The sequence below is a fragment of the Corynebacterium sp. c25Ua_47 genome (assembly GCF_039907205.1).
GTDB classification, from domain to species: domain Bacteria; phylum Actinomycetota; class Actinomycetes; order Mycobacteriales; family Mycobacteriaceae; genus Corynebacterium; species Corynebacterium hiratae.
In genome coordinates this window covers 90,624-114,261 of the sequence record NZ_JASBOH010000009.1, presented here as the reverse complement: position 1 = coordinate 114,261, position 23,638 = coordinate 90,624, and the positions used below count along the sequence as shown (strand labels likewise).

At 62.0% G+C, this 23,638-nt stretch carries 23 protein-coding genes; 8 read left to right on the top strand and 15 right to left on the bottom strand.

Features of this window, described 5'->3' with window-relative positions; all coding sequences use genetic code 11:
- Nucleotides 1-6: 6 nt before the first annotated feature.
- From QKE52_RS09690 to QKE52_RS09670, 5 genes are read right to left on the bottom strand one after another with little or no spacing between them, the layout of a single operon-like run.
- A complete protein-coding gene (locus tag QKE52_RS09690; protein ID WP_347948683.1) occupies nucleotides 7-3,219 on the bottom strand; it encodes a UvrD-helicase domain-containing protein in 3,213 nt (1,070 codons plus the stop codon).
- Complete coding sequence (locus QKE52_RS09685; protein WP_347948682.1) at nucleotides 3,212-6,388, bottom strand: ATP-dependent DNA helicase; 3,177 nt, start codon at nucleotides 6,386-6,388, stop codon at nucleotides 3,212-3,214. Before QKE52_RS09685 ends, QKE52_RS09690 begins: the two co-directional genes overlap by 8 nt.
- 3 nt (nucleotides 6,389-6,391) lie before the next feature.
- Nucleotides 6,392-7,165 (bottom strand): hypothetical protein, encoded by a 774-nt coding sequence (locus QKE52_RS09680; protein ID WP_049156097.1) that lies wholly within the window; start codon nucleotides 7,163-7,165, stop codon nucleotides 6,392-6,394.
- Between the two features lie 30 nt (nucleotides 7,166-7,195).
- Nucleotides 7,196-8,137: a DUF3152 domain-containing protein gene (locus QKE52_RS09675; protein ID WP_049156095.1), complete on the bottom strand. Its 942-nt coding sequence runs from the start codon at nucleotides 8,135-8,137 to the stop codon at nucleotides 7,196-7,198.
- Between the two features lie 32 nt (nucleotides 8,138-8,169).
- Nucleotides 8,170-8,391, bottom strand: a complete 222-nt coding sequence (locus tag QKE52_RS09670; protein WP_046647465.1) for a DUF3107 domain-containing protein — start codon at nucleotides 8,389-8,391, stop codon at nucleotides 8,170-8,172.
- Between the two features lie 103 nt (nucleotides 8,392-8,494).
- Between QKE52_RS09670 and QKE52_RS09665 the strand changes: the two genes are divergently transcribed.
- Complete coding sequence (locus tag QKE52_RS09665; protein WP_046647464.1) at nucleotides 8,495-9,874, top strand: DEAD/DEAH box helicase; 1,380 nt, start codon at nucleotides 8,495-8,497, stop codon at nucleotides 9,872-9,874.
- Nucleotides 9,871-11,157 (top strand): hypothetical protein, encoded by a 1,287-nt coding sequence (locus tag QKE52_RS09660; protein ID WP_046647463.1) that lies wholly within the window; start codon nucleotides 9,871-9,873, stop codon nucleotides 11,155-11,157. Before QKE52_RS09665 ends, QKE52_RS09660 begins: the two co-directional genes overlap by 4 nt.
- On the opposite strand, the gene QKE52_RS09655 is transcribed toward QKE52_RS09660, so the two are convergent.
- A complete protein-coding gene (locus tag QKE52_RS09655) occupies nucleotides 11,154-11,612 on the bottom strand; it encodes a hypothetical protein (RefSeq protein WP_046647461.1) in 459 nt (152 codons plus the stop codon). The genes QKE52_RS09660 and QKE52_RS09655 overlap by 4 nt on opposite strands.
- 562 nt (nucleotides 11,613-12,174) lie before the next feature.
- On the opposite strand from QKE52_RS09655, the gene QKE52_RS09650 reads away from it, so the two are divergent.
- Nucleotides 12,175-12,432, top strand: a complete 258-nt coding sequence (locus QKE52_RS09650; protein WP_042529827.1) for a WhiB family transcriptional regulator — start codon at nucleotides 12,175-12,177, stop codon at nucleotides 12,430-12,432.
- A gap of 242 nt (nucleotides 12,433-12,674) precedes the next feature.
- Here the strand turns inward: QKE52_RS09650 and rsrA are convergent, their stop codons facing one another.
- Nucleotides 12,675-12,947 (bottom strand): mycothiol system anti-sigma-R factor, encoded by a 273-nt coding sequence (gene rsrA / locus QKE52_RS09645; protein ID WP_080975102.1) that lies wholly within the window; start codon nucleotides 12,945-12,947, stop codon nucleotides 12,675-12,677.
- Nucleotides 12,947-13,552, bottom strand: coding sequence for a sigma-70 family RNA polymerase sigma factor (locus tag QKE52_RS09640; RefSeq protein WP_049156090.1), 606 nt, complete (start codon nucleotides 13,550-13,552; stop codon nucleotides 12,947-12,949). Before QKE52_RS09640 ends, rsrA begins: the two co-directional genes overlap by 1 nt.
- Before the next feature lie 37 nt (nucleotides 13,553-13,589).
- On the opposite strand from QKE52_RS09640, the gene ybaK reads away from it, so the two are divergent.
- Nucleotides 13,590-14,093: a Cys-tRNA(Pro) deacylase gene (gene ybaK, locus QKE52_RS09635; RefSeq protein ID WP_010189173.1), complete on the top strand. Its 504-nt coding sequence runs from the start codon at nucleotides 13,590-13,592 to the stop codon at nucleotides 14,091-14,093.
- Between the two features lie 23 nt (nucleotides 14,094-14,116).
- On the opposite strand, the gene QKE52_RS09630 is transcribed toward ybaK, so the two are convergent.
- Entirely contained in the window at nucleotides 14,117-14,779 is a 663-nt protein-coding gene (locus QKE52_RS09630) for an SOS response-associated peptidase (RefSeq protein WP_347948681.1), read from the bottom strand.
- On the opposite strand from QKE52_RS09630, the gene aroA reads away from it, so the two are divergent.
- Nucleotides 14,778-16,082 (top strand): 3-phosphoshikimate 1-carboxyvinyltransferase, encoded by a 1,305-nt coding sequence (gene aroA, locus QKE52_RS09625; RefSeq protein ID WP_175974272.1) that lies wholly within the window; start codon nucleotides 14,778-14,780, stop codon nucleotides 16,080-16,082. The genes QKE52_RS09630 and aroA overlap by 2 nt on opposite strands.
- The gene (gene rsgA / locus QKE52_RS09620) at nucleotides 16,075-17,097 is read left to right on the top strand and encodes a ribosome small subunit-dependent GTPase A (protein ID WP_070512182.1); all 1,023 of its coding nucleotides are present in this window, start codon (nucleotides 16,075-16,077) and stop codon (nucleotides 17,095-17,097) included. Before aroA ends, rsgA begins: the two co-directional genes overlap by 8 nt.
- A gap of 17 nt (nucleotides 17,098-17,114) precedes the next feature.
- On the opposite strand, the gene QKE52_RS09615 is transcribed toward rsgA, so the two are convergent.
- The 4 genes from QKE52_RS09615 to QKE52_RS09600 form a co-directional block, all read right to left on the bottom strand.
- A complete protein-coding gene (locus QKE52_RS09615) occupies nucleotides 17,115-17,720 on the bottom strand; it encodes a hypothetical protein (RefSeq protein ID WP_070512186.1) in 606 nt (201 codons plus the stop codon).
- A 53-nt stretch (nucleotides 17,721-17,773) separates the two neighbouring features.
- On the bottom strand, nucleotides 17,774-18,115 hold the full coding sequence (locus QKE52_RS09610; RefSeq protein ID WP_070517843.1) for a hypothetical protein: 342 nt from the start codon (nucleotides 18,113-18,115) through the stop codon (nucleotides 17,774-17,776).
- An 85-nt stretch (nucleotides 18,116-18,200) separates the two neighbouring features.
- A complete protein-coding gene (locus QKE52_RS09605; RefSeq protein WP_175974375.1) occupies nucleotides 18,201-18,707 on the bottom strand; it encodes a hypothetical protein in 507 nt (168 codons plus the stop codon).
- 12 nt (nucleotides 18,708-18,719) lie between these two features.
- Nucleotides 18,720-19,130 (bottom strand): HAD-IA family hydrolase, encoded by a 411-nt coding sequence (locus QKE52_RS09600; protein WP_010189184.1) that lies wholly within the window; start codon nucleotides 19,128-19,130, stop codon nucleotides 18,720-18,722.
- Nucleotides 19,131-19,347: 217 nt separating this feature from the next.
- Between QKE52_RS09600 and QKE52_RS09595 the strand changes: the two genes are divergently transcribed.
- Nucleotides 19,348-19,785 carry a hypothetical protein gene (locus QKE52_RS09595; RefSeq protein ID WP_070512198.1) on the top strand — a complete coding sequence of 146 codons (438 nt, stop codon included), beginning with the start codon at nucleotides 19,348-19,350 and terminating at the stop codon, nucleotides 19,783-19,785.
- A gap of 42 nt (nucleotides 19,786-19,827) precedes the next feature.
- Here QKE52_RS09595 and QKE52_RS09590 read toward each other — a convergent pair whose 3' ends face one another.
- Entirely contained in the window at nucleotides 19,828-20,187 is a 360-nt protein-coding gene (locus QKE52_RS09590) for a hypothetical protein (protein WP_070512202.1), read from the bottom strand.
- A gap of 161 nt (nucleotides 20,188-20,348) precedes the next feature.
- The gene (secA, locus tag QKE52_RS09585; protein WP_347948679.1) at nucleotides 20,349-22,913 is read right to left on the bottom strand and encodes a preprotein translocase subunit SecA; all 2,565 of its coding nucleotides are present in this window, start codon (nucleotides 22,911-22,913) and stop codon (nucleotides 20,349-20,351) included.
- A 308-nt stretch (nucleotides 22,914-23,221) separates the two neighbouring features.
- Here secA and QKE52_RS09580 point away from each other — a divergent pair, with 308 nt between their 5' ends.
- Nucleotides 23,222-23,533, top strand: a complete 312-nt coding sequence (locus tag QKE52_RS09580) for a hypothetical protein (protein ID WP_347948678.1) — start codon at nucleotides 23,222-23,224, stop codon at nucleotides 23,531-23,533.
- The last annotated feature ends 105 nt before the right edge of the window (nucleotides 23,534-23,638 follow it).

The window sequence follows — 23,638 nt, the reverse complement described above, 5'->3', positions numbered from 1 at the left end:
GTGAGACTACCTTAGACTCAACCCTGGTGGCGTGGAAACTGCAGAGCTTAAAAGCTCAGCCAGCCGTGCTCCAGTGGGCAAGTCATCCGGCTCCAAAAGGTAGTTCTCATGCACATAGAAGAACGCCGCGCGGACGGTCTCCACGCCGTGAATACGCCGCCATGCCTCCGCATACACGGCGAGCTGAATCTGCGCCGAGTTCAGTGCAGCGCCCTGCGGGCGGCGGCCAGTCTTCCAGTCCACGATGAGCCAGGAACCATCCGGTTGTTGGAAGACCGCGTCCATGCGGCCGCGGACGACCGAGTCCCCAATGGTGATCTCAAAAGGCGCTTCCACATAGGCAGGTGTGCGCTGCGCCCACTCCGAATCTAGGAAAGACTCTTTGAGTGATTCCAGGTCGTGGTCCGGCTCATCGTGGGAGCCGGGCAGCTCGTCCTCCCCCAGCAAGGCGGGCGCCCCAAACCGATCCTCCAGCCAGGCGTGGAAGGCGGTGCCGCGCTTGGCATAGGAGTTAGGTTTGAAGGGAATGGGGCGGCGCTGGCGGCGGGCAAACTGAGTGGGATCCGCTGACATCGCCACCATGTCGGAGGCTGTCAACTCGCCAGGCAGCTCCACATCGACCACCGGGGCTTGGAGGGCTTTGTGTTCCTCGATGAGCGCGCTCGCCTCCTGCTCCCAGAGTCCAAAGACCTCGCCATCGCGCAGCGGTGGCAGGTTCTCCATTGCCGCGCGCACCGCGTCTGCGGCCTTGAGCGCTTCCGGTTGCGGGGTTAGTGCAGGGAAGGAGGCCTCCGTAACAGAACGCTCTTCGTCTTCCACGGGGTTCTCGGGGACCTCCCAGTGGACGACGAGCTCTGGGTGCTTATCCGCCAGCAGTTGCAGGTAGGAATACGGGCCCTTCTTGCTCTTGCCCTTCGCCTTATTGGTTCCGGAGCCAGTCACCGTCAGGGTGGACTCGGTGCGGGTCATTGCCACGTAGAACAGGCGGGCTGCTTCCTCTGCTTGGAACTCGCGGTTTTGTTCCTTGAAAGCCTCACACGCCTTGTCGAAGTCGGAGCGTGTCACCGCGTCCTCGGGGACATCGATGACATCCTCATCACCCGGTGCTTTTTCGATCTTGGTCAGGAAAGTCTCCGCCTGCGCCTTATAGCTTGTGGAATCCGCGTGTGCCACGCAGAGGTGTTCCCATTCCAAGCCCTTAGCCTTGTGCACCGTCATGATGTGGACGCGGTTGCGCACGAGCGGGACCTCTCCCAACTCAAGGCCGTCTTCCTTCTCCTTAGCCAGCTCAAGATAGTCCAGGAGCCCGGCTAGGCCCTCCCCGTGGAAACCAGCGACGACGTCGGCGAAGGCGTCGAGGTGTGTTGCCCCGCCTGGCTTCCCGGAGGCTAAGACCTCGGTACGCAGACCAAAGAGCAACTCAATATCGGCGACAATGTCGTTGAGCGACTTTCCCAGGGAATAGGTGCGGAGGTAGCGCAGCTTGGAGGAAACCTCTTCCATGCGCTCTAGGCCTTCGGCACTGTAGCGCTCGCGTTCGCCGAGGTCTGCGAGGGCGTCGGCAAGCCCCAGCACCTGGTCAGGCCCCTCTGCGGTGATGTCCTCGATTTGGGTAGCCAGGTGCTCCAGGGGATCACCGCCCTCCCAGCGTGTGCGCCCCTCCGCAGCACCGGCAAGGTTGCGCTGACGCGAATGCAGCGCCTGGATGTCGGCGATACCTAGGCCGCACATCGGCCCGGTCAGCACGCGCAGCGCCGCCGCGGTGTCCTGCGGACGCACCAGCAAGGTGGCCACCGCTACGAGGTCTTGGATCTCCGGCTGCCAGAGCAGCCCGCCGAGACCAAAGATTTCGTTGGGGACCCCGGCCTTGTCCAGGGCCGCGGCGATCAACGGCGACTGTTTATTGGTGCGCACGAGTACTGCGGCGCTGAAGTCCTCACCCTCCGGCGTGGACTCATAGAGCTGACGCAGGTGCTCTGCGATGAAGTCTCGTTCCTCATCTTCGGAGGCGAAATAGCCCAGCTCCACCGTGCCTGCCGGCGCGGTGGGCTTCGGCGATAGCTCATCCACCGGCCGCTCACCCGGGCTTTCGGAGAAGAGCTTCGAGGCCACGTCATTGGCCATTCCCAGCACCGTCGAGGGGTTGCGCCAGGAGGTGGTCAGCTGGTCTTTGGGCGCCGGGGTGCCGTCAGCCTGCGGGAAGTCCGTGACGAAGGCCTCGAGGTTTTCCGCCGTCGCCCCGCGCCAGCCATAGATGGACTGCATGGGGTCACCGACCGCGGTAACCGAGAGCCCCTCGCGCTTACCACCGAAGAGGGAACGCAGCAGGATGCGCTGCGCGTGGGAAGTGTCCTGGTACTCATCCAGCATGACCACGCGATACCGCGCGCTTTGTTGCTCGCCCAAGAGGGGGAAGTTTTTGGCCAGGGTGGCAGCGATGGACATCTGCTCGCCGAAGGTGATGACGCCCCGCTCCGCCTGTTCCTTCTTCAGTGCTTCCACCAAGGGCAGGTACTCCAGGCGCAGGCGTTGGGTATCCAGGTATCCCTGCAGCTTTTGGCTGTACTCACTGCTGGTCCTCTTGCTCTTCTCTAGGTCCTCAGCGGTCTTGCGGAAGATGTCCTCGTGCTCATACAGATCATGGGGATCCTTGAGCTCCCCGTCCATGGTCTCTGCCAGTTTGAGCAAGGTGGCGGTGACCGTGGCCACGGCATTATCAGTGCTCAGCGAGCCCGTGTAGTTGCTGACGACCTCGTGGGCGATGGCATAGCGCTCCGCCTCAGTGATAATGCGGGCATTCGGCTCCACCGGCATGAGCAAGCCATACTCGCGGACCAGATCACCCGCGTAGGAGTCATAGGTGGAGACGTTAGGCGCGATATTCTCCACTGCCTCTGCCGCTGGGCTGCCCGGAGCAAGGATTCCTGAGGAACGCAGGGTCAGCAACTGGCGGCGGATGCGCTGCTCCAGCTGCTGGGCTGCCTTGCGGGTAAAGGTCAGGCCCAGGACTTGCTCGGGCCGCACCAACCCGTTTGCGACCAGCGACACCACGCGCGAGGCCATCGTCTCCGTCTTACCAGCGCCCGCGCCGGCCACGACCAGTTTCGGCCCGAGTGGACCGTCGATGACTGCGGCTTGCTCTGCGGTGGGAGGAAAAGGCTTCCCCAGCGCGCTGGCCAGCTCTTCAGGACCGAAGTGTTGGGTGGGGTTCTTAGGCATCGGTCACCAGAGCTCCTTCATTCATCACAGGGCAAATAGGGCGGATCGGGCACCGATCACAATCGGCGTTTTCACGCGCGGTCAGCCCCGGTCCGCGCAGCTCGGCCACGAGTGCAGGTAGCGCCTGCGCAAATTCCTCGAGTTCCTCCGGGGGCTTGGTCGCTTGTTCCCGGGTGGACACGGAGGCAGCGCTGGATCGCGGGTACACCAGCACGCCGCCGCCACGCGGCAGGCCGGCACCGGTCCGGATGGATACAGACTGAGGCTCGCCGTCAGAGTCCGCTGGTGCCGTGACGAGTTCACCGTGTGCCAGGGCCAGCTGATACGTCATGAGCTGGGTATTGTCCTGGGCGCTGGCCTTCGAGGGAACCGTTGTTCCGGTCTTGAGATCCACTACCACATAGTCCTCACCGGCCTTCGCCAGCCGGTCGATGAACCCACGAATGGTGACATCGAGGCCGATGTCCACGGTGACGGGAACCTCAACGCCGACGGGTTCGAGTGACGTCGAGCTCGAGAGCACCCAGCTGTGGGTGCGGTCGATAAGGCGCTCAAAGTCCGCGCGCTCAGCCTCGCGGCGCCACGCGGGGCCATCAAGCAGCGCGGCGAAGGCATCAACCACGAGCTGCTTCGCAGGCTCAGCGGCAGCTCCCCGGCCCAGCGCCTCCAGGAAAGCATGCGCCAAATTTCCCCGCAGAAGGTTGATATCCGCTGAGTCATCCTCGACGAGCTGCCCGAGCACCGCATTGAGCGGACACGTGAGCAGGGCATCGACCCGGGACGGCGACACGGTACTGGAACCATGCAGAGGCAGCTCCGAGGCGATGCCGCGGGCGGCCCACCACTGATCCGGGTGCGCCCCCGGAACCCCAGCCTCGGCCAGACGGGCCAACTGCCGCACCGCTTGGGAGCGCTCGGCCTCACCCGTCTCCGGATCGGTAGCGCAACGCCGCAGCTGCGCCACGAAGGCGGGAACCGAGAGCACGGAGACGTCAAGGGGATCGAGCTCTTCCTCCCCACTAGCCGCACTGGGCAACGTCACTGGATTCGGTTCCGGAACCTCGAGGCCCAGCTCGCGTGGCCAGGCCTGGCGCGCCAGCCACTTACCCGCTTCCCGGCGCGCTTGTGCTCCTGGGACATCGACACCGCGGGCGGACAGGAACTCATCGATGAAGCGCGACGGCTCCTCAGCCACATCGCTCTCCGGCGAATCCACCGCGAGGACGAGCAGGCGGCATCGGTGACGCGTGGTGGCCACGTGGAAGAGCCGGCGCTCCTCCGCCAAGCGCCCCGACACGTGGCTGACTGGGGTGCCGGGTGTGATGCCGCGATCTAGGAGATCGATGAGGTCCTCTTGCCCGAAGAGAGAGCCGGTCTCCCCTACCGACGGCCACGTTCCTTCCTGAACGCCCGCCACGATGACGGTGTCCCACTCGCGGCCCACCGCGCCGTGCGCGGTGAGGATCTCTACCGCATCAGGAAACGCCGAGCGACGATCCCGCACGCCGGTGGGCAATTCTTGCTCCGTGATGTGCAGGATGAAGGACTCTAGGGAGGCCGCCGGGCGGCGCTCGGCATAGTCACCGGCGGCATCGAACAGCGCCATCATGGCATCCAGGTCTCGGTCCGCCTGCGAACCCGCGGCACCGCCGCGCAAGGCTGCCGCCTGCAGGCGCGTGTCCAAACCGGTGGCCTGCCACACCTCCCAGAGAACCTCCTCGACTGCGGCGCCTGCGTGCAGGGCCGCGCGCCCGGCGGATAGCACCCTGCGAATACGGGCCAGGATCGCTTCTTCGCGCTCTGTCAGGAGGTTGTTGAAGTCCGGCAACTCACCATCCAGCAGCTCTCGCAGCGTGTCCATACCGCGCTGCTCCGGCTTCCAACGGCGCAGACCGCGAATGAGCCTCCGCAGCGTCACCGGATCAGCACCGCCGACGGGACCAGTAATCAGGTCCTCGAGCTCCACGGGCTCAAGCTCATTCTCCAAGGAACGCAGAGCCAGAAGCACCGCCTTGACCAAGCGCTGTTCCGCCAGCACCACGTCCGTGGGGTTGATGTGCACTGGCACGCCAGCAGACAGCAGCGTGCGCCGGGTGGGGCCGATATCCCCGGTGGAGCGCACGATGACAGCGATATCACGCCAGTCCACACCATCCTCGAGGTGCCGGCGGCGAACCGTGTTGGCCAGGACATCGCGCAAGGTGCCGCGGGACTCCACGACGCTCACGCAGGCCGGGGAGGGAGTGCGGTGCGTCGAGTCTAAGCGCAGCTCGTTCTCCGCCTCCCACGTGGTGAGGAATTCCGAATTAGCACCACGGAAAGCAAAGACCGCTTGGTCGGGGTCACCACCAATCACGGTGAGGCGGGCGGTCTTCGCCAACTCCGCGATCAGCTGGCCGGAGGTCGGGTCGAGCAACTGGGCGTCATCGACCACGATGGTGTGCCACGGGTGCTCGCGCAGCAGCTCTGGGCGCAAAAGCACCTGGCTGACCAGTTCTGCCGCGGAATAGGAATGCGAACCCGCCAGCGCCTGAGTCCGCTCATATTCGCGCAGGAACTCGCCGGCAGCAGTCCACATGGGCCGAGCATGGCGCTCCCCGAGCTCCTCGAGCTCTGTCGGGCCCAGCCCCCGTTCGATGGCACGCAACAACAAGTCACGCAACTGGCGCGCAAAACCCACGTACTCCAGGGCCGGCCGCATCTCCTCCGGCCACGCACCCCTGCCATCCGCAGCATGGCCTTGGAGCAGCTCGCGGATGACCGCATCCTGCTCTGCGCCGGTAATCAGGCGCAGCTCCTCCTCGCTGCTCTGGCGCAGCAGGGCAAAGGCCAAAGAGTGCACCGAGCGCACCATCGATGTTTGCGCCGCATAATCATCGAGGTTTTCTGCTAATTCCCGGCGCAGCAGCGAACCGGATTCCTTGGACGGGGCGACGACGAGGATGCCGGAGGCATCGGCCCCGGCGTTGAGCTGGCCCAAGACCACGTCGATCAGCAGGCTCGATACTCCGGCCCCGGCCGCGCCGAGCACCCGCCACGTGCCCTCCGTGGGCACCGGTACATCCCAGGTGCGCGACGTGGCCCGGCGGTTCCGGGGAACAAGGCGGACATCCGGCGAGGGAGGAAGCGTGACGCCGGAACGTGTGGGGGATTCGCTGCTGTACTTCACGCCCTACAGTCTGTCAGATGCCGCGGACACGAGGGCCTCTTCCACCCTTTCTATGTTCGAACGCACGGTCGCCTTGGAGCGCGGGTGCAGGATATTGACGTAACGGCGATACGCCACCGCACGCAGCAAGAGCTGCTGTATTCCGGGCACCGACGCAAAGCGGGTGCAAATATCACCATCCACCGCCCCCGCGATCAGACCATCCACCATGACTATCGCTGCAGTCCAGCCCGCGGGACGCGGAGCGGCAGAAGGCACGATGTCAATCAGCGCCGGCGGATTGGCCCCGGAAAAAATGGTGGTTCCCAGAAGATCCATGTGAGCGGTGACCAACGGGAGGTGCGCAAGCTCAGCATCAGAATAGGCCTCGCCGCTCTCCTCCCACGCGGCCCGCTCCGCCCGCGCAAACACGTCCTCGCGCCGGTCCATGGTGGGCAGCGGGGCCACATCGAGGGCGTCATCAAGGCGAAGCGCCAACTGCACGGTTTCATCGATGCGCCCTCGCAACTGACCGTCCACGAATTGCGTGGCCTTCCACCCAGCGGCTGTGTAGCGCCCATCGGCGGTCAGAACCGGGCGGGCGATACGCGCTCCCGGCACGCTGAGTTTCTCGCGTACCTTAGCGGACCAACCAGTCCACGGCCGCGCCTCGGCAAAGACGATATCCCCGACGCGAATCCCGTTATCCCAGGCAGACCCCACGAGCTCTCCCTGCGTTCGGCGCGGGTGAAACTCGGCGTTGAAGGCGGCAAGAACGGGCTCAGGTGGCAGTGGCATGGGGGAAATAGTCCTTAAATTTCGAGCGGCTTACTCGGGCTTGGCGTGATCAGAATTAGCCGGATTCGGGTAGGGCCACGGGTTCGGCTCGCAGGTGACGTCCTCGTCCGGATACACCTCGTTTGGTTCCTTCTCAAAGAGCTTCCCGTTGTTGAGGCTCAGCGTCTGCTGCATCATGACGGGCGCGAGCTTACCCTCGCCACCACAGGGCTGGTGGGCCGCGTAACCAATGGCGTGGCCGAACTCATGGTTGATCAGGTACTGGCGGTAGTTGCCCAAATCCCCCTCAAACGGTGCAGCGCCCCGCACCCAGCGAGACTCGTTGAGGTTGACCGCGGATTCACCGGTAATCGTCGTGTGACACGAGGTTTCCGATTCCAGCTGTGCACCGCACAGCTTTGCGGTGGTCCCCAGCGAGGTCAGACGGATGTGCGTATCTGGGTTGTCATCGGCCTTGACGTGGATGAATTCGAAGTCTCCGTTGGCGGTCCACCCGCGGGGGTCGGACAGGGTGGCGTCGACCAGAGCGACCACCGCAGCATCCCCACCGTAGGCGGAGGTGTCCACGCCATTTTCGATCTCCACGGAAAAACGGATGGTCTGTTTTCCACCCTTGCCCGCGTGCATGGTGGAAGGGCCGGCATCGCGGTAGGTTTCATCACCTTGCTCCGTGAAGGCACCGCCGGCGGGCAAGCCATCCTTGGCAGCAGCGACCGCACTGGCGTTGGCAGGATCGGGCCCCTTGGGCAGGGACGGGGTTGCGGTAGCGCTGCTTGTCGACGTCTCCCCTGCCGCCGTCACGTCCGCCTCCTGAGCTGGGGAGCGGAAAACGTCAACGAGCACCCACACGGTGATGACGACCATGACGGGGATCGCCACCACGCGCCACCAGCCATACTCGCGAGCGAAACGCTCCACCGCTGAAAGGCGCTGTGGGTGCTGTCCAAGATCCGCGGGATTCTCCATGGCCATTTAGGCTACCCGCTGAGACGGCGCGCGCGTACTTAGCCCGCGAAACCGACGGTGTGGGCGCGTGCAGTGCCGATTTCTACGTAGACGACTCGCTCGGTGCGCACAATGTAGGAGCGGCCCTTGGTGTCCTTCAATTCGAGGGTGGAGTTCTCCGCCAAGGCATTGTTAATGGTCTGGGTCAGTTCTTCGCGCTCGCCTTCGGCATGAATAACCAGTTCGCGGGCGGTATCGGCAAAACCAAACTTGATGTCCATGTGGTGTGTCTCCCTTAGATCGTTGTCATTAATCGGTGCCGTGAGGCCTGCGCCCCCGGCGCTCTAATGGCCCCACTATAGCCACGTCCTCTACTATCAAGGTGTGCTTGCCCCGAAATCTTCCCGCGAATCCCGCGAATCCCCTACCTTTGCCGAGCTCGGCGTCGCCGTAGAGATCTGCGATGCCCTCGCTGACAACGGGATTACGCACACCTTCGCCATCCAGGAGCTCACGCTCCCCATCGCGCTCAATGGCCAGGACCTCATTGGTCAAGCTCGCACCGGCATGGGAAAGACCTACGGCTTCGGTGTACCGCTTCTCGATCGCGTCTTCGATGACGCCGACATCCCAGAGCTTGACGGAACCCCCCGCGCGCTGGTCATTGCGCCAACGCGCGAGCTAGCCATCCAGGTCAGCGGGGACTTGCAGGTCGCTGCCGCGAATTTGCCGCTCAGCGTCATCACCTTGTGCGGCGGCCGCCCCTATGAGGAGCAGATCAAACAGATCAACGCAGGCGCGGACGTCGTCGTGGGCACCCCGGGCCGCCTCCTCGATCTCTGCCAGAAGAAGCACTTATCCTTCGATCAGGTCAGCGTTCTTGTATTGGATGAGGCCGACGAGATGCTGGACTTGGGCTTCCTTCCGGACATCGAGAAGATTCTCTCCCTGCTGCACGGCAACCCGCACCAGACCATGCTCTTTTCCGCCACTATGCCTGGCCCCATCGTGACGCTGGCTCGCACATTCCTGGACCAGCCGGTGCATATCCGTGCCGAATCTGCCGACGCCCAGCAGACCCATGCCTCCACCCGCAAGGTCACCTTCCAAGCGCACCGCATGGACAAGATTGCGGTACTGGGAAAGGTCCTGCAGGCCCACGGCCGCGGGCGCACCATCATTTTCACGCGCACGAAGCGCTCGGCGGCCGCCGTCGCGGAGGAGCTGGCGCAGCGCGGGTTCGCGGTGGGCGCGGTTCATGGCGACATGGATCAAAAAGCACGCGAGCGCTCGCTCGATGCCTTCCGCGACGGCACCGTGGAGATTCTAGTGGCCACGGATGTCGCTGCCCGCGGCATCGACATCGATGATGTCACCCACGTCATCAACTATCAGGTTCCGGACGATCCAATGACGTTTGTTCACCGCATCGGCCGTACCGGCCGCGCCGGCCATACGGGCACGGCGGTGACCCTCGTCGGTTACGACGAGCTGGGCAAGTGGCAGGTCATCAACGATGAGCTCGACTTGGGCCAGGCGGAGCCACCGCAGTGGTTCAGCACTTCTCCGGAGCTTATGGAAGCACTTGATGTTCCGGAAGGGGTTGCCGATACGGTCGGCCCACCCACCAAGGTGTTGGGTGGACCCCGGCGCTCGGGCTCCCCGCGTGGAAGCTCCCCGCGTGGCGAATCCACGCGCTCAGCCCGCGCTTCGCGCCGCACTCGTTCCCGTAAACGCAATCCCCGCCAAGGAGGACGCCGATGAGCACCGAGCACGCCCAAGAATCCCCGGTCGACAACGCCGCTGCGAAGAAGGCACCCATTTTGCGTTCCACGAAGGCGGACTGGATTGCCGTGGGCGCGATCAGCGCGGTATGCGCCATCGCCATCGGCGGTGCGGTCATCACCGCACCGATCCACAAAGCTGAGCTCACCCCGGCAGTCGATGCTGCTGCCAACGCCGAGCCAGCGCTTTTCACCGCCGTCCCGAACTCCCTCACCGAATCCTTCAGCCTGCCCAACGCCTTAGTCCCGGGCCAAGCCCGGGCTGTGTCGTCGAAGGGTCTGCTGGTGACCCATGACGGCGACACCCTGAGCGCCACGAATGCTGCCGGCGATGAGGTGTGGACCTATGAGCGCCGCGATGCCGACCTGTGTTCGCTCGGCACGGCGTGGAACAAGATTGTCGCTTCCTATGATTCGGGCAACGGCTGCGGTGATGTGGTGGCGATCGATGCTGCCTCCGGCCAGTATTCCGATACCCGCAGCGCCCGCAATTCCGACGAGGTGGTCCCCATCGTCTCGAACGACCGCGTGGGAACGGTCTCCGCCGAGCGGGTAGAGCTGTGGCGCTCCGACCTCGTGCGCACGGTGGAGTACGGCGATGTCGATGCCAAGCAGGAACCCAACATGCAGCCCCACGAGGACTGCGCCATCACATCAGCGCTGACCCGTACCGAGACGATGGCAGTGACCGAATCCTGCCCGGATTCCCCGGATGCCACGTGGTTGCGTATCCAGACCGCCACACCGGAGGATTCCCGCTCCCCGGAGATTTCCAAAGACATCAAGATCGAGGATCCGGGCGCGCGCCTCGTCGCCTACGGTCAGGAGGCGGCCGCAGTCTTCTTGCCGGGCGATACGCCTCGCATTGTGTCCTATAACTTTGAGGGTGAAGCGCTGTCGTCCACGGACGTGGAACCTTCGACGTCCATCACCAACTCCGCCTCCCCCTTTGCTCCTGCCGTAGCCGATCTGCCCCACCACATGACGTGGTTTGATGGCGAGCGCCTCTACCTCTTTACGCCAACTCAGCTCAAGGTTGACCACGTTTTAGAGCAAGCGCTGGGCACCGGCGTAGCCGTTGACGAACGCGTTCTCGTGCCCACTGAAGAAGGGATCGACGTGGTGGATTGGTCGACCGGTAAGACGGAGCGCACCATCCCCGTCGACCGTGATGGCTATTCAGGCCCGATTTCGCTGACCTTGTCTGGCACGGTCATCGTTGAACAGCGCGGGGACACGGCCGTGGCGCTCAAGGCATCCTAGAAGTGGCTTTCAGCCCATTGCGCTGCCTCGGGTCGCACCATGAGCAGGTACAGCACCAACCCGGCGCTCGCTAGGGTTAGCGCACCGAGCAGGGCCGAGCCCCCACTAAACATCTGGAAGGCGATGGCGCCCAGGATGAATTCCACGAGCACGATGGCCCCGCGCCCCCAGCGTTTGCCTTTCACGAAGGCCCAGGAGCCGACGATGACAAAGCCGAAGACGATAAAAATGAAGATGGCCGTGCCCAGGCCGACGAAGCCTGTCGCGCCTGAGTCCGAAACCATCGAGTCGTTTTCAGCACCAGATACCTCACGGACGATGAGGAAAATGCCAAAGATGATTACGGCGATGGACTGAACCACCGCGATTCCCGCAGCCGCGATGACTGAAGCCGGCGCGCCATTCCCACTGGTACGAGGTGACGTAGTCGAGGACTGTTTCTTCTTCTTGTTCACGGCCGCTTAGTCTACTTCTTACCCCTTCGGTTTAGGCCATCTCCACACCGCAGACTCCCCCGCCCCGCAGACACAGTCCTCGGCATTCAGCTAGGCCTTCCCTCACACAGGGTTTTCGGGGGCAGAGGACTGAATATGGATTTGACGCGATCCAGGTCACCACACTCACAGTTTTACCCACATCAACGCTGGTAGACGAATTATTGACAGCCTTCTTACAGCCTTCAACCCATTAGTAAATCCTAAACCGACGACATTTCTTTAGTGACTTTGGACACTTTTTACCCTTTACCCCTAGCGGACTTTGAGTAAACGTGTCATTATTCTCAGGTAGCAAAAACAACGAGCTGTTAAATCAGTTCATAACTCGGAGCAAACTTCGAGTTAACAGAAAGTGAACCACGGCGGCGTCGACGCTGGCCCCAACTCGAGACAGGGCCCCACTGACCGCAGACCAGTCCACTTCACCCCGTAGCACTCGGAACAGTTCACAGCTGTGAACTGTCCTAGGTGCGCCTACTTTCACCCACTGCTGTCAAAAATTTGTTAGGAGATTTCAATCATGGATTGGCGCCACGAAGCTGTTTGCCGCGACGAAGACCCGGAGCTCTTCTTCCCTGTCGGTAACTCCGGCCCTGCTCTCACCCAGATCGCTAAGGCCAAGCTGGTCTGCAACCGCTGCCCAGTTGCCTCTTCCTGCCTCAAGTGGGCCCTGGAATCCGGCCAGGACGCTGGTGTCTGGGGCGGTCTCTCCGAGGAGGAGCGCCGCGCCATCAAGCGCCGCAACCGCAGCCGCGCCCGCGCTCGCGTTTCCGCCTAAAGACCCCTCAGAAGGCACACCCCCGATTAACACTCCGGCATACCCTGCCGCTACAGTTAAATAAGTTCATTTACCCTTAACAGAAGGAGTACGCGATGAGCAAGCGTGGCCGTAAGCGCAAGGATCGCCGTAAGAAGTCCGCTAACCACGGCAAGCGTCCTAACGCATAACGTCAGCATTCAGGGCTCGTTTCCTTCCTCATTCCGAGGACGGGAACGAGCCCTTTGCTTATACGCCGAGGCCTAGCCCCAGGTGATTTCAGTCCGCGTAATCTCCACGCAAATGCGCTGGCGCAGTGACTGCGGTGCAGCCTGTCCCCCGCAACATTTGCGCACAAGTGCTCGGACTACTTCTTCACTCTCTACGCGTTGCTGACAGGCATCGCACTGCGCGAGGTGCTCGCGGATTTCCAGTGCTCGCGCATAGCTCGTTGATTCATCGAACAGCTCCCGAAAGAGCGCTTCAACCTCGGGAGAGTTACACGCACCGCAATTGCGTCCTGTTGCGCGTTCCATTACTTCTCCTCCATCTCTGGGTGGTTGCGACCAATGCCTTTTTCTCGTGCTACGTCCTTCAACGCCGCGCGGAGTAGTTTTCTTCCGCGGTGGAGGCGGCTCATGACCGTCCCCAACGGGGTGCCCATCACTTCTGCGATTTCCTTATAAGCCAAACCCACCACATCCGAGTAGTACACCACCATTCGGTAATCCTCCGGTAGGTCATTCATGGCCTCGGAAATCTCCGAGTCCGGCATCTGCTTGAGCGCTTCGACCTCCGCTGATTCCAGGCCCGTGGAGTCATGCCCGGACGTGGTATACAGCTGAAAGTCACTAAGCTCATCCGCGGAGGATTCCACCGGGCGGCGCTTGGCCTTCCGGTAGGAGTTGATATAGGTATTCGTCATAATGCGGTACAGCCACGCCTTCAAGTTCGTGCCCTGTTTAAAGGAATCGAAGTTGCTAAAGGCCTTGAGGTAGGTCTCCTGGATCAAATCCTCCGCGTCTTGCGGGTTCCGCGTCAGACGCATCGCTCCGCCGTAGAGCTGGTCCAGCAAGGGCAAGGCTTGCTCCTCAAACAACCGCTGTTTCTGAAGCGTCTCGCTCGTCGTTTCTGTGGCCATACCGACCATCCTAGCGCTCCGGACTAGGGTGGTTTATATGTCCAAGAAGACCCCGCGTGCCGCTACCCCCGCCCTCAAACTCCTCGAAGAGGCAGGTATTGACCACCACGTCTCCACCTTTGAGGGCGGTCGCGAAAACTTCGGCGAGGCAGCCGCTGCGGCCCTCGATGTTGCTCCTGAGCGCATCTTCAAAACCCTCGTCATTGATCTGAGCGCCGGCAAAGGCCCCAAGCGCCAACTCGCCGTCTGCGTCCTTCCGGTCACCCACCAGCTCAGCCTCAAGAAGGCCGCCGCCGCTTTCGGTGCGTCCAAGGCCACAATGGCCGCGCCTGCCGACGCCTCCAAGTCCTCCGGCTACATCCCCGGCGGCATCTCCCCGTTAGGGCACAAGCATGTCCTGCCCACCGTTGTTGACGAGACGGCGCTACTCTTCGACACCATTTTTTTCTCCGGCGGCAAGCGTGGCCTCGACATCGAGATGAACCCGGAAGATCTCCCCCGCGTCCTGGAGCTCTCCTTCGCCGACGTGCTCGCCGACTAGTTCTGCCGACTAGAGCTCGCGTACTAGAAGAGGGTGGCGGCCGGTGGTTCGTCGATAAGCTCCGCGTAGTCGTTGCGCACATTGCCCACCGCCGGGTCCGCGGGGCGTGCCTGAAAGCCCCGCACGGCACTCGGCTCCAGAAGCGCCTCCCCCGCCAGCCAAGGTGCGATCTCATCTGTAGTCAGAAACTTGGGCAGGCGGTGATGCAGCCACGCCATCTCCTCCGTGGCGTCCGTAGTCACCATCGTGGCCGAGAGCCTCTCCATCCCCGTGGCCCACAAACCAGCCGCCCACAGCAGGCCATCGGGTCCGGTCACATAGTAGGGCTGTTTCTTGGCCTTCTTATCTTCCCCGGCTTTCCACTCATAGTAGCCATCCAGCGGGATGACGCAGCGCTGTGCTTTGAAGGCATCACGGAAGGAAGGTTTCTGCGCCACAGTCTCCGCGCGGGCATTAAACAGGGGCGGGCCGTCGAGGTCTTTCTTCCAATGCGGGATAAGTCCCCAGCGCGCTGGCTCCACACGGGCGGTCTCCTCCGCAACCCGCACGATGGCGATGGGCTGGGTCGGAGCAATGTTATAGCGTGCTGGCGGCAGGCCTTCCGGCGCATAAACTTCCGTAATGGACTCCCACGCTCCGACTTCCTCCAGTAGGGACTCGGTGAACAGAACAAATCTTCCGCACATGCCCTTTATTATGGACTACATGTCTGCTTACTGGAGTGCTCCCCAACCCACCGGCCCGCTGTCCTGGACTCAAGAAGTCCCCGGATCGAAGTCGATGACCAACCGCGCCCTCATCCTCGCCGCGCTGGCTGACTCCCCCTCTATCATCTACAACCCACTGATCTCCCGCGATACTGACCTGATGAAAGAAGCTCTGATGGCCATGGGCGTAGGTATCTCCGACTGGGGCCCGCACCTGCGTGTGACCCCGGGCCAGCTGCATGGGGCGACCGTCGATTGCGGCCTGGCCGGCACGATTATGCGCTTCTTGCCACCGGTAGCCGCGTTGGCGGATGGCCCCGTCATCATCGATGGCGACCCGTATGCGCGCAAGCGCCCCATGTCCACCATGACGAAGGCCCTGCGTGAGCTGGGCGTTGACGTCAAGGGCGATAGCCTGCCGCTGACCATCACGCCCCATGGTGTCCCAGAGGGCGCCGAGGTCACCATTGACGCTTCCGCTTCCTCACAGTTCGTCTCTGGCCTGCTCCTGGCCGGTGCGCGCTACCGCTACGGGCTCAGCGTGCGCCACGAAGGCGGCACCGTACCTTCCCAGCCCCACATCCTGTTGACCATCGGCATGCTGCGTGATGCCGGCGTGCATGTGGTCGCGGGCGAAGATAATTGGGTCGTGCGCCCTGGAAAGATTGAAGGCCGCGAGTGGTATATCGAGCCGGACCTCTCCAACGCCACTCCTTTCCTTGCCGCTGCTGCCACCTGTGGCGGAAGCGTGAGCATCCCGAACTGGCCGGAGGAAACGGACCAGCCGGGTGATGCTTTCCGCGGCATCCTGGAACAGATGGGAGCTCAGGTTGAGTACGTCCCGCAGGCACCTCACCAGGATCCCTACTTGAAGGTCACCGGCCCAGAGGAGGGTCTAGCAGGCCTGCGCGGTATCGATCTCGACATGGGCGATATCGGTGAACTCACCCCGACCGTGGCTGCGCTGTGCGCGCTGGCCTCCACGCCTTCGACGTTGACCGGCATCGCGCACCTGCGCGGTCACGAGACGGACCGTCTGGCGGCCCTCGCTACCGAGATCAACGGCTTGGGAGGCAACGTCACCGAGCTTGACGACGGCCTCCGCATCACCCCTGCCCCACTCCACGGCGGGGTATGGCACTCCTACGCCGACCACCGCATGGCCACCGCCGGCGCCATCATCGGCCTGGCAGTCGAAGGGGTCGAGGTCGAGGACATCGATACCACGTCCAAGACTCTGCCCGGCTTCGCCGGGATGTGGGAGGCCATGATCCGTGGCTAGGCGCGCAAGCAGCTATGACGAATCCGATGTCCGCATCCGGCCCGGCAAAGGCTCGCGCCCGCGCACGAAGGACCGCCCAAAGCACAAGGATGCCAAGTTCGGCATGGTCATCACCAAGGATCGCGGCCGTTGGGGAGTCGCTCTAGATAACGATGGCCCGGTCGTCACGGCCATGCGTGCCCGCGAGATGGGCCGCACACCCGTCGAAGTCGGTGATCGGGTCGGCGTCGTGGGCGATACCTCGGGTAAGAAAGACACCCTCGCGCGCATCGTGAAGCTCGAGGAACGCCGCTCCGTCCTCCGACGCACCGCGGATGACACGGATCCTTATGAGCGCATCGTGGTGGCGAATGCGGACCGCCTGCTCATCGTCAGCGCCGTGGCGGATCCCCCGCCGCGTTCTGGATTCGTGGAGCGTGCCCTCATCGCGGCCTTTGCCGGCAATATCCAGCCGGTCCTATGTCTAACGAAGACCGACCTCACCGACCCCACTCCGTTTGCCCAAGAGTTTGCGGACTTGGATGTCACGGTGGTGGAGGCCGGCGTCGACGATGGGCTGGAGCAGGTCTGTGCCGCAATTGATGGACATGTCACGGCCCTCATAGGCCACTCGGGCGTGGGAAAGTCCACCCTGGTGAACCGGCTTGTCCCGGACGCCAACCGAGAGACCGGCGAGGTTTCCGCCGTGGGCAAGGGCCGCCACACCTCGACGCAGTCGGTGGCATTGCGCCTGCCGGCGGAAGGAAGCACGCCGAATGGCGGGTGGATCATTGATACCCCCGGCATCCGCTCCTTTGGCTTAGCCCACATTGACGCGGAGAACGTCATCGAGGTCTTCGATGATCTGGCCGAAGCCATCGAGGACTGCCCGCGCGGCTGCACGCATGCTGGGCCGCCCGCGGACCCTGAGTGCGGCCTGGACTTAAACATCGAGGAAGGCACTGCTTCTGCGCGCCGTCGCGACGCAGTGCGGGGCCTTTTGGCCTCCCTGCGCACCAACGTCGATTGGGCTTAGGCCTTAAGCCCTCAAGCTTAGGCCGGAAGCATAGCCGCCAGCTGCGGCGGCAGGACGGTCTTCAGGAAGGGGCTGGCAGCGCGGAGAGCCATAAAGAACACCGTCAGGGCGCCGGATACACCGAGGATGATGGCGCCACCCTTGTCGATGTTGGAGGAGGTGTTATCACCGCTCGGTGCCTTCTTGTTGAACTCTTCCTTCTTGGCACACGCATCGAGAGCCTTGACGTACTCCGGCGCGATGTCGCGGAAAGTCTCGGCTACCTTGATGTTGTTCTTAGCGCGCTTGACGGCGTCCTCGTCACCGAGCTCGACCTCTGCCTCATAGCCAGCCAGAGCACGGTAGAGCTCGTCCGATTGGTTCTCTACGTCGCGAGCACGCTTCTCCGCGTCCTTGGGCGAAATCTTAAGGCCATCCTTCAGCAGGCTGCTGTCGACGTCGTTGTCCTTGGACTCCGCGTTCTTGAGGTCGCTGGCTTCGTCCTCGCTCAACGTGATGGTGCACTTGTCATTCTTGATGGAGGTGGTCACCGCACCCGCAGTGGGGGCAGCGATTCCGCCAGCAACAAGTGCGACGGACAAGGTGGAGGTAGCAACTACGCGGCGAAGACGAGAGGAAGTCATGCTGAGGGGACCTTTCGATCGAGCTGAGTTTTACTCCAGCAGACTATCAGCATTTAGCCCAACTTGGGCAGGTAATCACCGAACTCCTTGTACACAGCGAAGCCGATGCTGATAATTCCGAAGAGAATGGCGACGATAACCCCCATCGGTCCTTGCGAGGAGCCCTCAACGATGCGCAGCCACGGAGTCTTAGGCATCACGGCCATGTTGGGGTCCGGATTGTTGGGGTCAGGTTCGCTGGGAGCCGCTTCCTGAGCAGAGCTCCCCTGCGCGGTCTGATTTTTCTGCGCTGCCGGCGCTACTGCTTCCTCTGCCCCGGCAATTGGTGCTGAAACGAGGGTTGTGACGCTCAGGGCTGCAGCGGTGATAAGGCTAGCAAGGCGAGTTGCCTTCATGATGGTGCTCCTTTTCTCAAGCAATGGCAATAAGGGCTTAGAGTAGCACCACCATTCGCGTTAGGGCTGTTAACGCTGGTGAATTCTAGAGCAGCTCTACGAGGATGGGCAGCTCGGTGGGATCATAGAAAGCCATGAAGTTATCTAGGGCATCACCGACGGCGAGTTCGGCGTCTTCGTCGCCGAGGTCAGCATTGTCGATGGCGGCGATAGCCTTGGCGGTGGCAGCCTCGGATTCCTCGATGTCCACGTGGATAGCTTGCAGATTGTCCTTCGTGATAGTGGCCGGGTTGAGCGCCACGACTGGTTCACCCATGTCCGGCTTCGGGGTCACTACGGACTCGTCCACGTCGACGGAAATGACGACTCGGCGGTGCGGGAACTTGTCCTCATCGCCGATGGCCAAGAGCCGCAGGGAGGCCATGGAAGCCTCGAGGAAGGCAGAGTATTCGATCTCTTCTTCGTCGCCCTCCGTGTAAAACTCGCGCAGCGCCGGGGTTACTGTAAATCCCCAGCCGCTGCGGGCGGCAAGCTGGCCGGTTTCTTCCAGCTCTGTCAGCATGGCAAAAGTGGCTGGCAGGAAGACGCGCACATCCTTCGACACTTAGAACTCACCTTCAATGTCGAAGACTGCCTGGACTTCCACGCTGGTGCGGTCAAAGACCGTGTAGAGCATGCCCACCATGCCATTTTCCACCGCGGCGCGGACGTTGACGATGGAATCATCTACCATGACGCAGTCATTAATCGGCAGGTCGATAGCGTCCGCTGCAGCCTGGAAGGCGGCACGATCCGGCTTCTCCGCACCGACCTCGCCGGAAAGCACGACGGCATCAACGATGCCGCGGTATTCCCACTCGCGAATGTGCTCCGCGCCTGGGCCGCCCGGATCGTTAGAGAGAATAGCGGTGGCGACTCCGTTGGATTTCGCGGCGGCGAACAGCTCCCGCCAGCGCTTGACGTCTTCTTCGGTGCCGTCAAGCACGCCTACAAAATCGACGATGAGTCCACGCATATTATCTACCCTTCGCATTGAGCTGTGTTTATCGTCCGAAAGTATAGCGAACATACCGCTCGCCTGCTCCCACAGGCCAAGGCGCAGCGCCTTCTAGCCGAGGATGCCGCCAGCGTGGCACAATGAACGTGCGTCCAGCTTCCTTTCCTCCGCTCGCCTTCTCCTGCCCGAACGCCTTTCTCCGCGCTGCTCGTCGCGGATAAGGACCGGATTCCACATGTACACCCCCATCCCCGGCATGAGCCATCTGCAGCTCTATGTTGCTCCACAGCGTATCCGCTATGAGCGCGAGCCCACTGCTGGTGACCTCGCCACACGTGACGAGATCCACGGACTCGTCGTCATTGTTTTAGAAGTTGCCGCCGCTTTGCGGCCGATGAGCCATCTCAACAACCCGCGCTTTGCTCCAGAAATCATCACCCATGTACGCGCGTGGCGGAAGGCCCATGCAGCGGCAGAGCTCCGCGGGGGCATGGCGCTCACCAGCTTGCATGCGCGCGCAAACGGCGAGTTCTTCGGTTCAGTGCTGATAGGTTCGCACCAGCGTGCTTTCACCGGCTCCGCAGCCGGGCGGCACATACGTTCCTTCCGGTTACTCTCAGTCGGCCCCAGCCCCAGTATCGCTGGAGGCGACCGGCAGGCTACGGGAGGCTAAACAAGAAGCCAAGGGACAACCTTGGCTGGAAACTGCGGGAGATTAAAAAAGCGAACCGAGCTTGATCAAGATGGGCGTCCAATCGATGCCGGCGAACGCCGCGGACGCACTCACCAGAGCCAAGCTGATACCGCCAAACATGGTGGCTCCGACCACAGGCAGGTTCTTTGCAGCTTCCTCGGAGGTTTCCGGAGCAGACGCAGCGCCGCACTGAGTGGCCACGGTGTCCTGGGAGCTGAGCACGGCGTCCTTGGAGGACTCATCGTCCTGCGAGCTCAAGACGGAAGAGAGCTGGCACTGCTCCTCGGGAGCAAGCTCGATAGCTGACGCAGCTGCGCCGCCGCCCAACAGGGTGGCAGATGCGAACACGGAGAGACCTACTCGCAGAGACAAGCGGCGCATACTAACTCAACCTTCCGAAGCAGAACAATTAATAATTTGACAGTATATACCTAACTGCTTCCAATAAAAAGGCGCCGTGGGGAGTTCTTCCCACACGGCGCCTCATCACTTTCCGCGCTTTCTAGCGCCCGCGCGTCAGCGCAGTTTCAAGCCGCGGCAGATTAAGCTTCCGCTTCCGCGTTTGCTTCACCCGCTGCGCTCGCCTCTTCTTGGGCCTTGAACTGCTTGCGCAACATGAACAGCTGGCGGACGGTTTCTTCCTTCACTGCGTCATTCATGGCGTTAAACATGTCGCCGCCCTCCTTCTGGTATTCCACCAGGGGATCGCGCTGCGCCATAGCACGCAGGCCAATACCTTCCTTGAGGTAATCCATTTCATAAAGGTGCTCGCGCCACTTCTGGTCGATGATCGGCAGAATGATCATGCGCTCGGTATTGCGCATCTGGTTCTCACCGCCGATGGCAGTCACAGCATCTTCGAGCTTGTCGTACTCGGAGTTGGCATCAGCCAGGAGGGCATCCCGCAGCTGCTCCGCAGATAGTTCGCCGGCGGCGCCGTATTCGGTGCCGTCAACGAGCTCCTCATGCGTCATGGTCGGCCCGTACAGGGACTCCAGCGCATTCCACAGCTCATCGAGATTCCAGTCCTCCACGTAACCGGTAGCAGTAGCCCCTGCCACGTAGGCGGACACGGTGTCATTGATCATCGTCCGGATGTTGTCCTTGATGTCGTTGGCCTCAAGGATGTCGTGGCGGGTGGCGTACACCACCTTGCGCTGCTCGTTAAGAACCTCGTCGTACTTGAGCACGTTCTTACGCATCTCGAAGTTCTGGTTCTCCACCTGTGCCTGCGCACCCTTGATAGAGTTCGACACCATCTTGGCCTCAATCGGCACGTCATCCGGCACGTTGAGGCGGTTCATCATGTTCTCCATGGACTGGCCCACGAAGCGCACCATGAGCTCATCGCGCATGGACAGGTAGAAGCGGGTCTCTCCCGGGTCACCCTGACGTCCGGAACGGCCACGCAGCTGGTTATCAATACGGCGCGACTCGTGGCGCTCGGTGCCCAGCACGTACAGGCCGCCGGCCTCACGGACCTCATCGCCCTTCTTCTTGGAGCGTTCCCTCTCCTGCTCGATCTCAGCGTCCCAGGCTTCCTGGTACTTCTCCTCGTCCTCGAAGGGATCGAGGCCGCGGTCCCGCAGCTTCTCATCCAGGATGACCTCGGGGTTGCCACCGAGCACGATATCGGTACCACGGCCGGCCATGTTGGTGGCCACGGTGACGGTGCCAGGGCGGCCAGCACGGGCGACGATCTGGCCCTCTTCCTCGTGGTGCTTGGCGTTGAGCACCGAGTGCTTGACGCCGCGCTTGCTCAGCAGCTGGGAGAGGTACTCGGAGCGTTCCACGGAGGTGGTACCAACGAGCACCGGCTGACCGGCAGCCACGTGCTCCTCGATGTCATCGACCACCGCAGCGAACTTCGCTTCCTGGGTCTTGTAGATGCGGTCGGAGTGGTCGGTACGCTGGTTCGGCTTGTTGGTCGGAATCGGCACCACGTCGAGACCGTAAATGGAGTGCAGCTCGGCCGCCTCAGTTTCTGCGGTACCGGTCATGCCAGAAATCTTGTCGTAAAGGCGGAAGTAGTTCTGGAGGGTAACGGTCGCCAGCGTCTGGTTCTCGTTCTTGATCTCCACCTCTTCCTTCGCCTCAATGGCCTGGTGCATACCTTCGTTGTAACGGCGACCAGCCAGCACGCGGCCGGTGAATCCATCCACGATGAGGACCTCGCCGTTGCGGACGATGTAGTCCTTATCGCGGGTGAAGAGCTCCTTCGCCTTCAGCGCGTTATTGAGGTAGGACACCAGCTGGGAGTGCTCAGGTGCGTAGAGGTTTTCAATGCCCAGCTGGTCTTCGACGAATTCCACGCCTTCCTCAAGCACACCAATGGTGCGCTTCTTGTGGTCCACCTCGTAGTGGATGCCCTCGCGCATCTTCGGGGCCAGCTTGGAAAAGACTCCGTAGAATTGAGAGGACCCATCGACCGGGCCGGAAATGATGAGCGGGGTACGCGCCTCATCGATCAGAATGGAGTCAACCTCATCCACGATGCAGTAGTTGTGGCCGCGCTGGACGGTTTCATCGAGTGAGCGGACCATGTTGTCGCGCAGGTAGTCAAAGCCCAGCTCGTTGTTCGTGCCATACGTGACGTCGCAGGCATAGGCTTCCTTGCGCTCTGCAGGGCGCATCTCGGAGAGGATGACGCCGACGGACAGTCCCAGCCAGCGGTGCACACGGCCCATCATCTCGGCGTCACGCTTAGCCAGGTAGTCGTTGACGGTCACGATGTGGACGCCCTTGCCTTCGAGGGCGTTGAGGTAGGCCGGCAGCAGTGAGGTCAGGGTTTTACCCTCACCAGTGCGCATCTCGGCAACGTTGCCAAAGTGCAGGGCGGCACCGCCCATGATCTGCACCTTGTAGTGCTTCTGGTCGAGCACGCGCCAGGCGGCTTCACGCACGGTGGCGAATGCTTCGAGAAGCATGTCATTCATCTTTTCGCCATCCGCCAGACGCTTCTTAAACTCGTCTGTCTTAGCCTTAAGCTCGTCGTCCGACAGCGCCGCGAATTTATCTTCTAGGGCAATAACATCATCAGCAATTTTAGCCAGGCGCTTGACGGTGCGCCCCTCACCGGCACGGAGCAGCTTGGAAAGTCCAAACACGTCTAGATAGTCCTTCTGGTCGCGACAATAAAGTTAACTCGTCGCCATTGTACTCACTAGCTTTTCCGTATCGATTCGCCACCCAACCCAAAACGCAAAATCCGATACTTAACCCGCGCCCACTCGTGCACCCATCCTGTGTTTTCTCAGAACCAAAGAGCTAGTCGTCCAAAGAGCTGTGCGCCGCAGCCAACTGCTAACAGTTACGCGCCTCACAACGAAGGTTTATATAAGGGAACAACAAGAGCGCCCACGTCCCCAACCCGCAGTCCCCTACTCACCCGGACGCAGAACGAGACAGAACAGGAATGACTATGCAGTTCTCCAAGATTGCCGTAGCTACCGCTACCTCCGCAGCCCTAGCGTTGAGCACCATAGCCGCACCCGCCGCCGTGGCTGATGACTCCGAAGCACCGCGCGGTGGTAGCGCCATGTGGACCTATGACGCGATCATGACCGGAACCATGGATGCCATCGCCACTTCGCACCGCCCAGGGTCGCATCCCACCGAAAACTTCGGACTGGATCTGATTCTGTTCGCCCCAGTGGCCTTGCTCATGCTGCCACTGCAAAAGCTAGCTGAGGCCGAAGTGCACCTGTCCAGCCAATTCGGAATATAGCCGCGTCGCGATAAACGAAAACACGTTTCCCCGCGCTGCATGTGCAGCGCGGGGAAACGTGTTGTAGCCGGGATAATTTTCCCGAAGGGCTTAATACTTAGCCCT

Coding starts and splice junctions, on each gene's coding strand:
- ybaK (WP_010189173.1), top strand. CDS start 13,590: ATGTCCAAGAAGACCCCGCGTGCCGCTACCCCCGCCCTCAAACTCCTC.
- QKE52_RS09650 (WP_042529827.1), top strand. CDS start 12,175: ATGGATTGGCGCCACGAAGCTGTTTGCCGCGACGAAGACCCGGAGCTC.
- QKE52_RS09600 (WP_010189184.1), bottom strand. CDS start 19,130: ATGCGTGGACTCATCGTCGATTTTGTAGGCGTGCTTGACGGCACCGAA.
- aroA (WP_175974272.1), top strand. CDS start 14,778: ATGCCCTTTATTATGGACTACATGTCTGCTTACTGGAGTGCTCCCCAA.
- QKE52_RS09590 (WP_070512202.1), bottom strand. CDS start 20,187: ATGCGCCGCTTGTCTCTGCGAGTAGGTCTCTCCGTGTTCGCATCTGCC.
- QKE52_RS09680 (WP_049156097.1), bottom strand. CDS start 7,165: ATGCCACTGCCACCTGAGCCCGTTCTTGCCGCCTTCAACGCCGAGTTT.
- QKE52_RS09615 (WP_070512186.1), bottom strand. CDS start 17,720: ATGACTTCCTCTCGTCTTCGCCGCGTAGTTGCTACCTCCACCTTGTCC.
- QKE52_RS09610 (WP_070517843.1), bottom strand. CDS start 18,115: ATGAAGGCAACTCGCCTTGCTAGCCTTATCACCGCTGCAGCCCTGAGC.
- QKE52_RS09675 (WP_049156095.1), bottom strand. CDS start 8,137: ATGGCCATGGAGAATCCCGCGGATCTTGGACAGCACCCACAGCGCCTT.
- rsrA (WP_080975102.1), bottom strand. CDS start 12,947: ATGGAACGCGCAACAGGACGCAATTGCGGTGCGTGTAACTCTCCCGAG.
- QKE52_RS09660 (WP_046647463.1), top strand. CDS start 9,871: ATGAGCACCGAGCACGCCCAAGAATCCCCGGTCGACAACGCCGCTGCG.
- QKE52_RS09580 (WP_347948678.1), top strand. CDS start 23,222: ATGACTATGCAGTTCTCCAAGATTGCCGTAGCTACCGCTACCTCCGCA.
- QKE52_RS09595 (WP_070512198.1), top strand. CDS start 19,348: ATGTACACCCCCATCCCCGGCATGAGCCATCTGCAGCTCTATGTTGCT.
- QKE52_RS09670 (WP_046647465.1), bottom strand. CDS start 8,391: ATGGACATCAAGTTTGGTTTTGCCGATACCGCCCGCGAACTGGTTATT.
- QKE52_RS09690 (WP_347948683.1), bottom strand. CDS start 3,219: ATGCCTAAGAACCCCACCCAACACTTCGGTCCTGAAGAGCTGGCCAGC.
- QKE52_RS09640 (WP_049156090.1), bottom strand. CDS start 13,552: ATGGCCACAGAAACGACGAGCGAGACGCTTCAGAAACAGCGGTTGTTT.
- QKE52_RS09630 (WP_347948681.1), bottom strand. CDS start 14,779: ATGTGCGGAAGATTTGTTCTGTTCACCGAGTCCCTACTGGAGGAAGTC.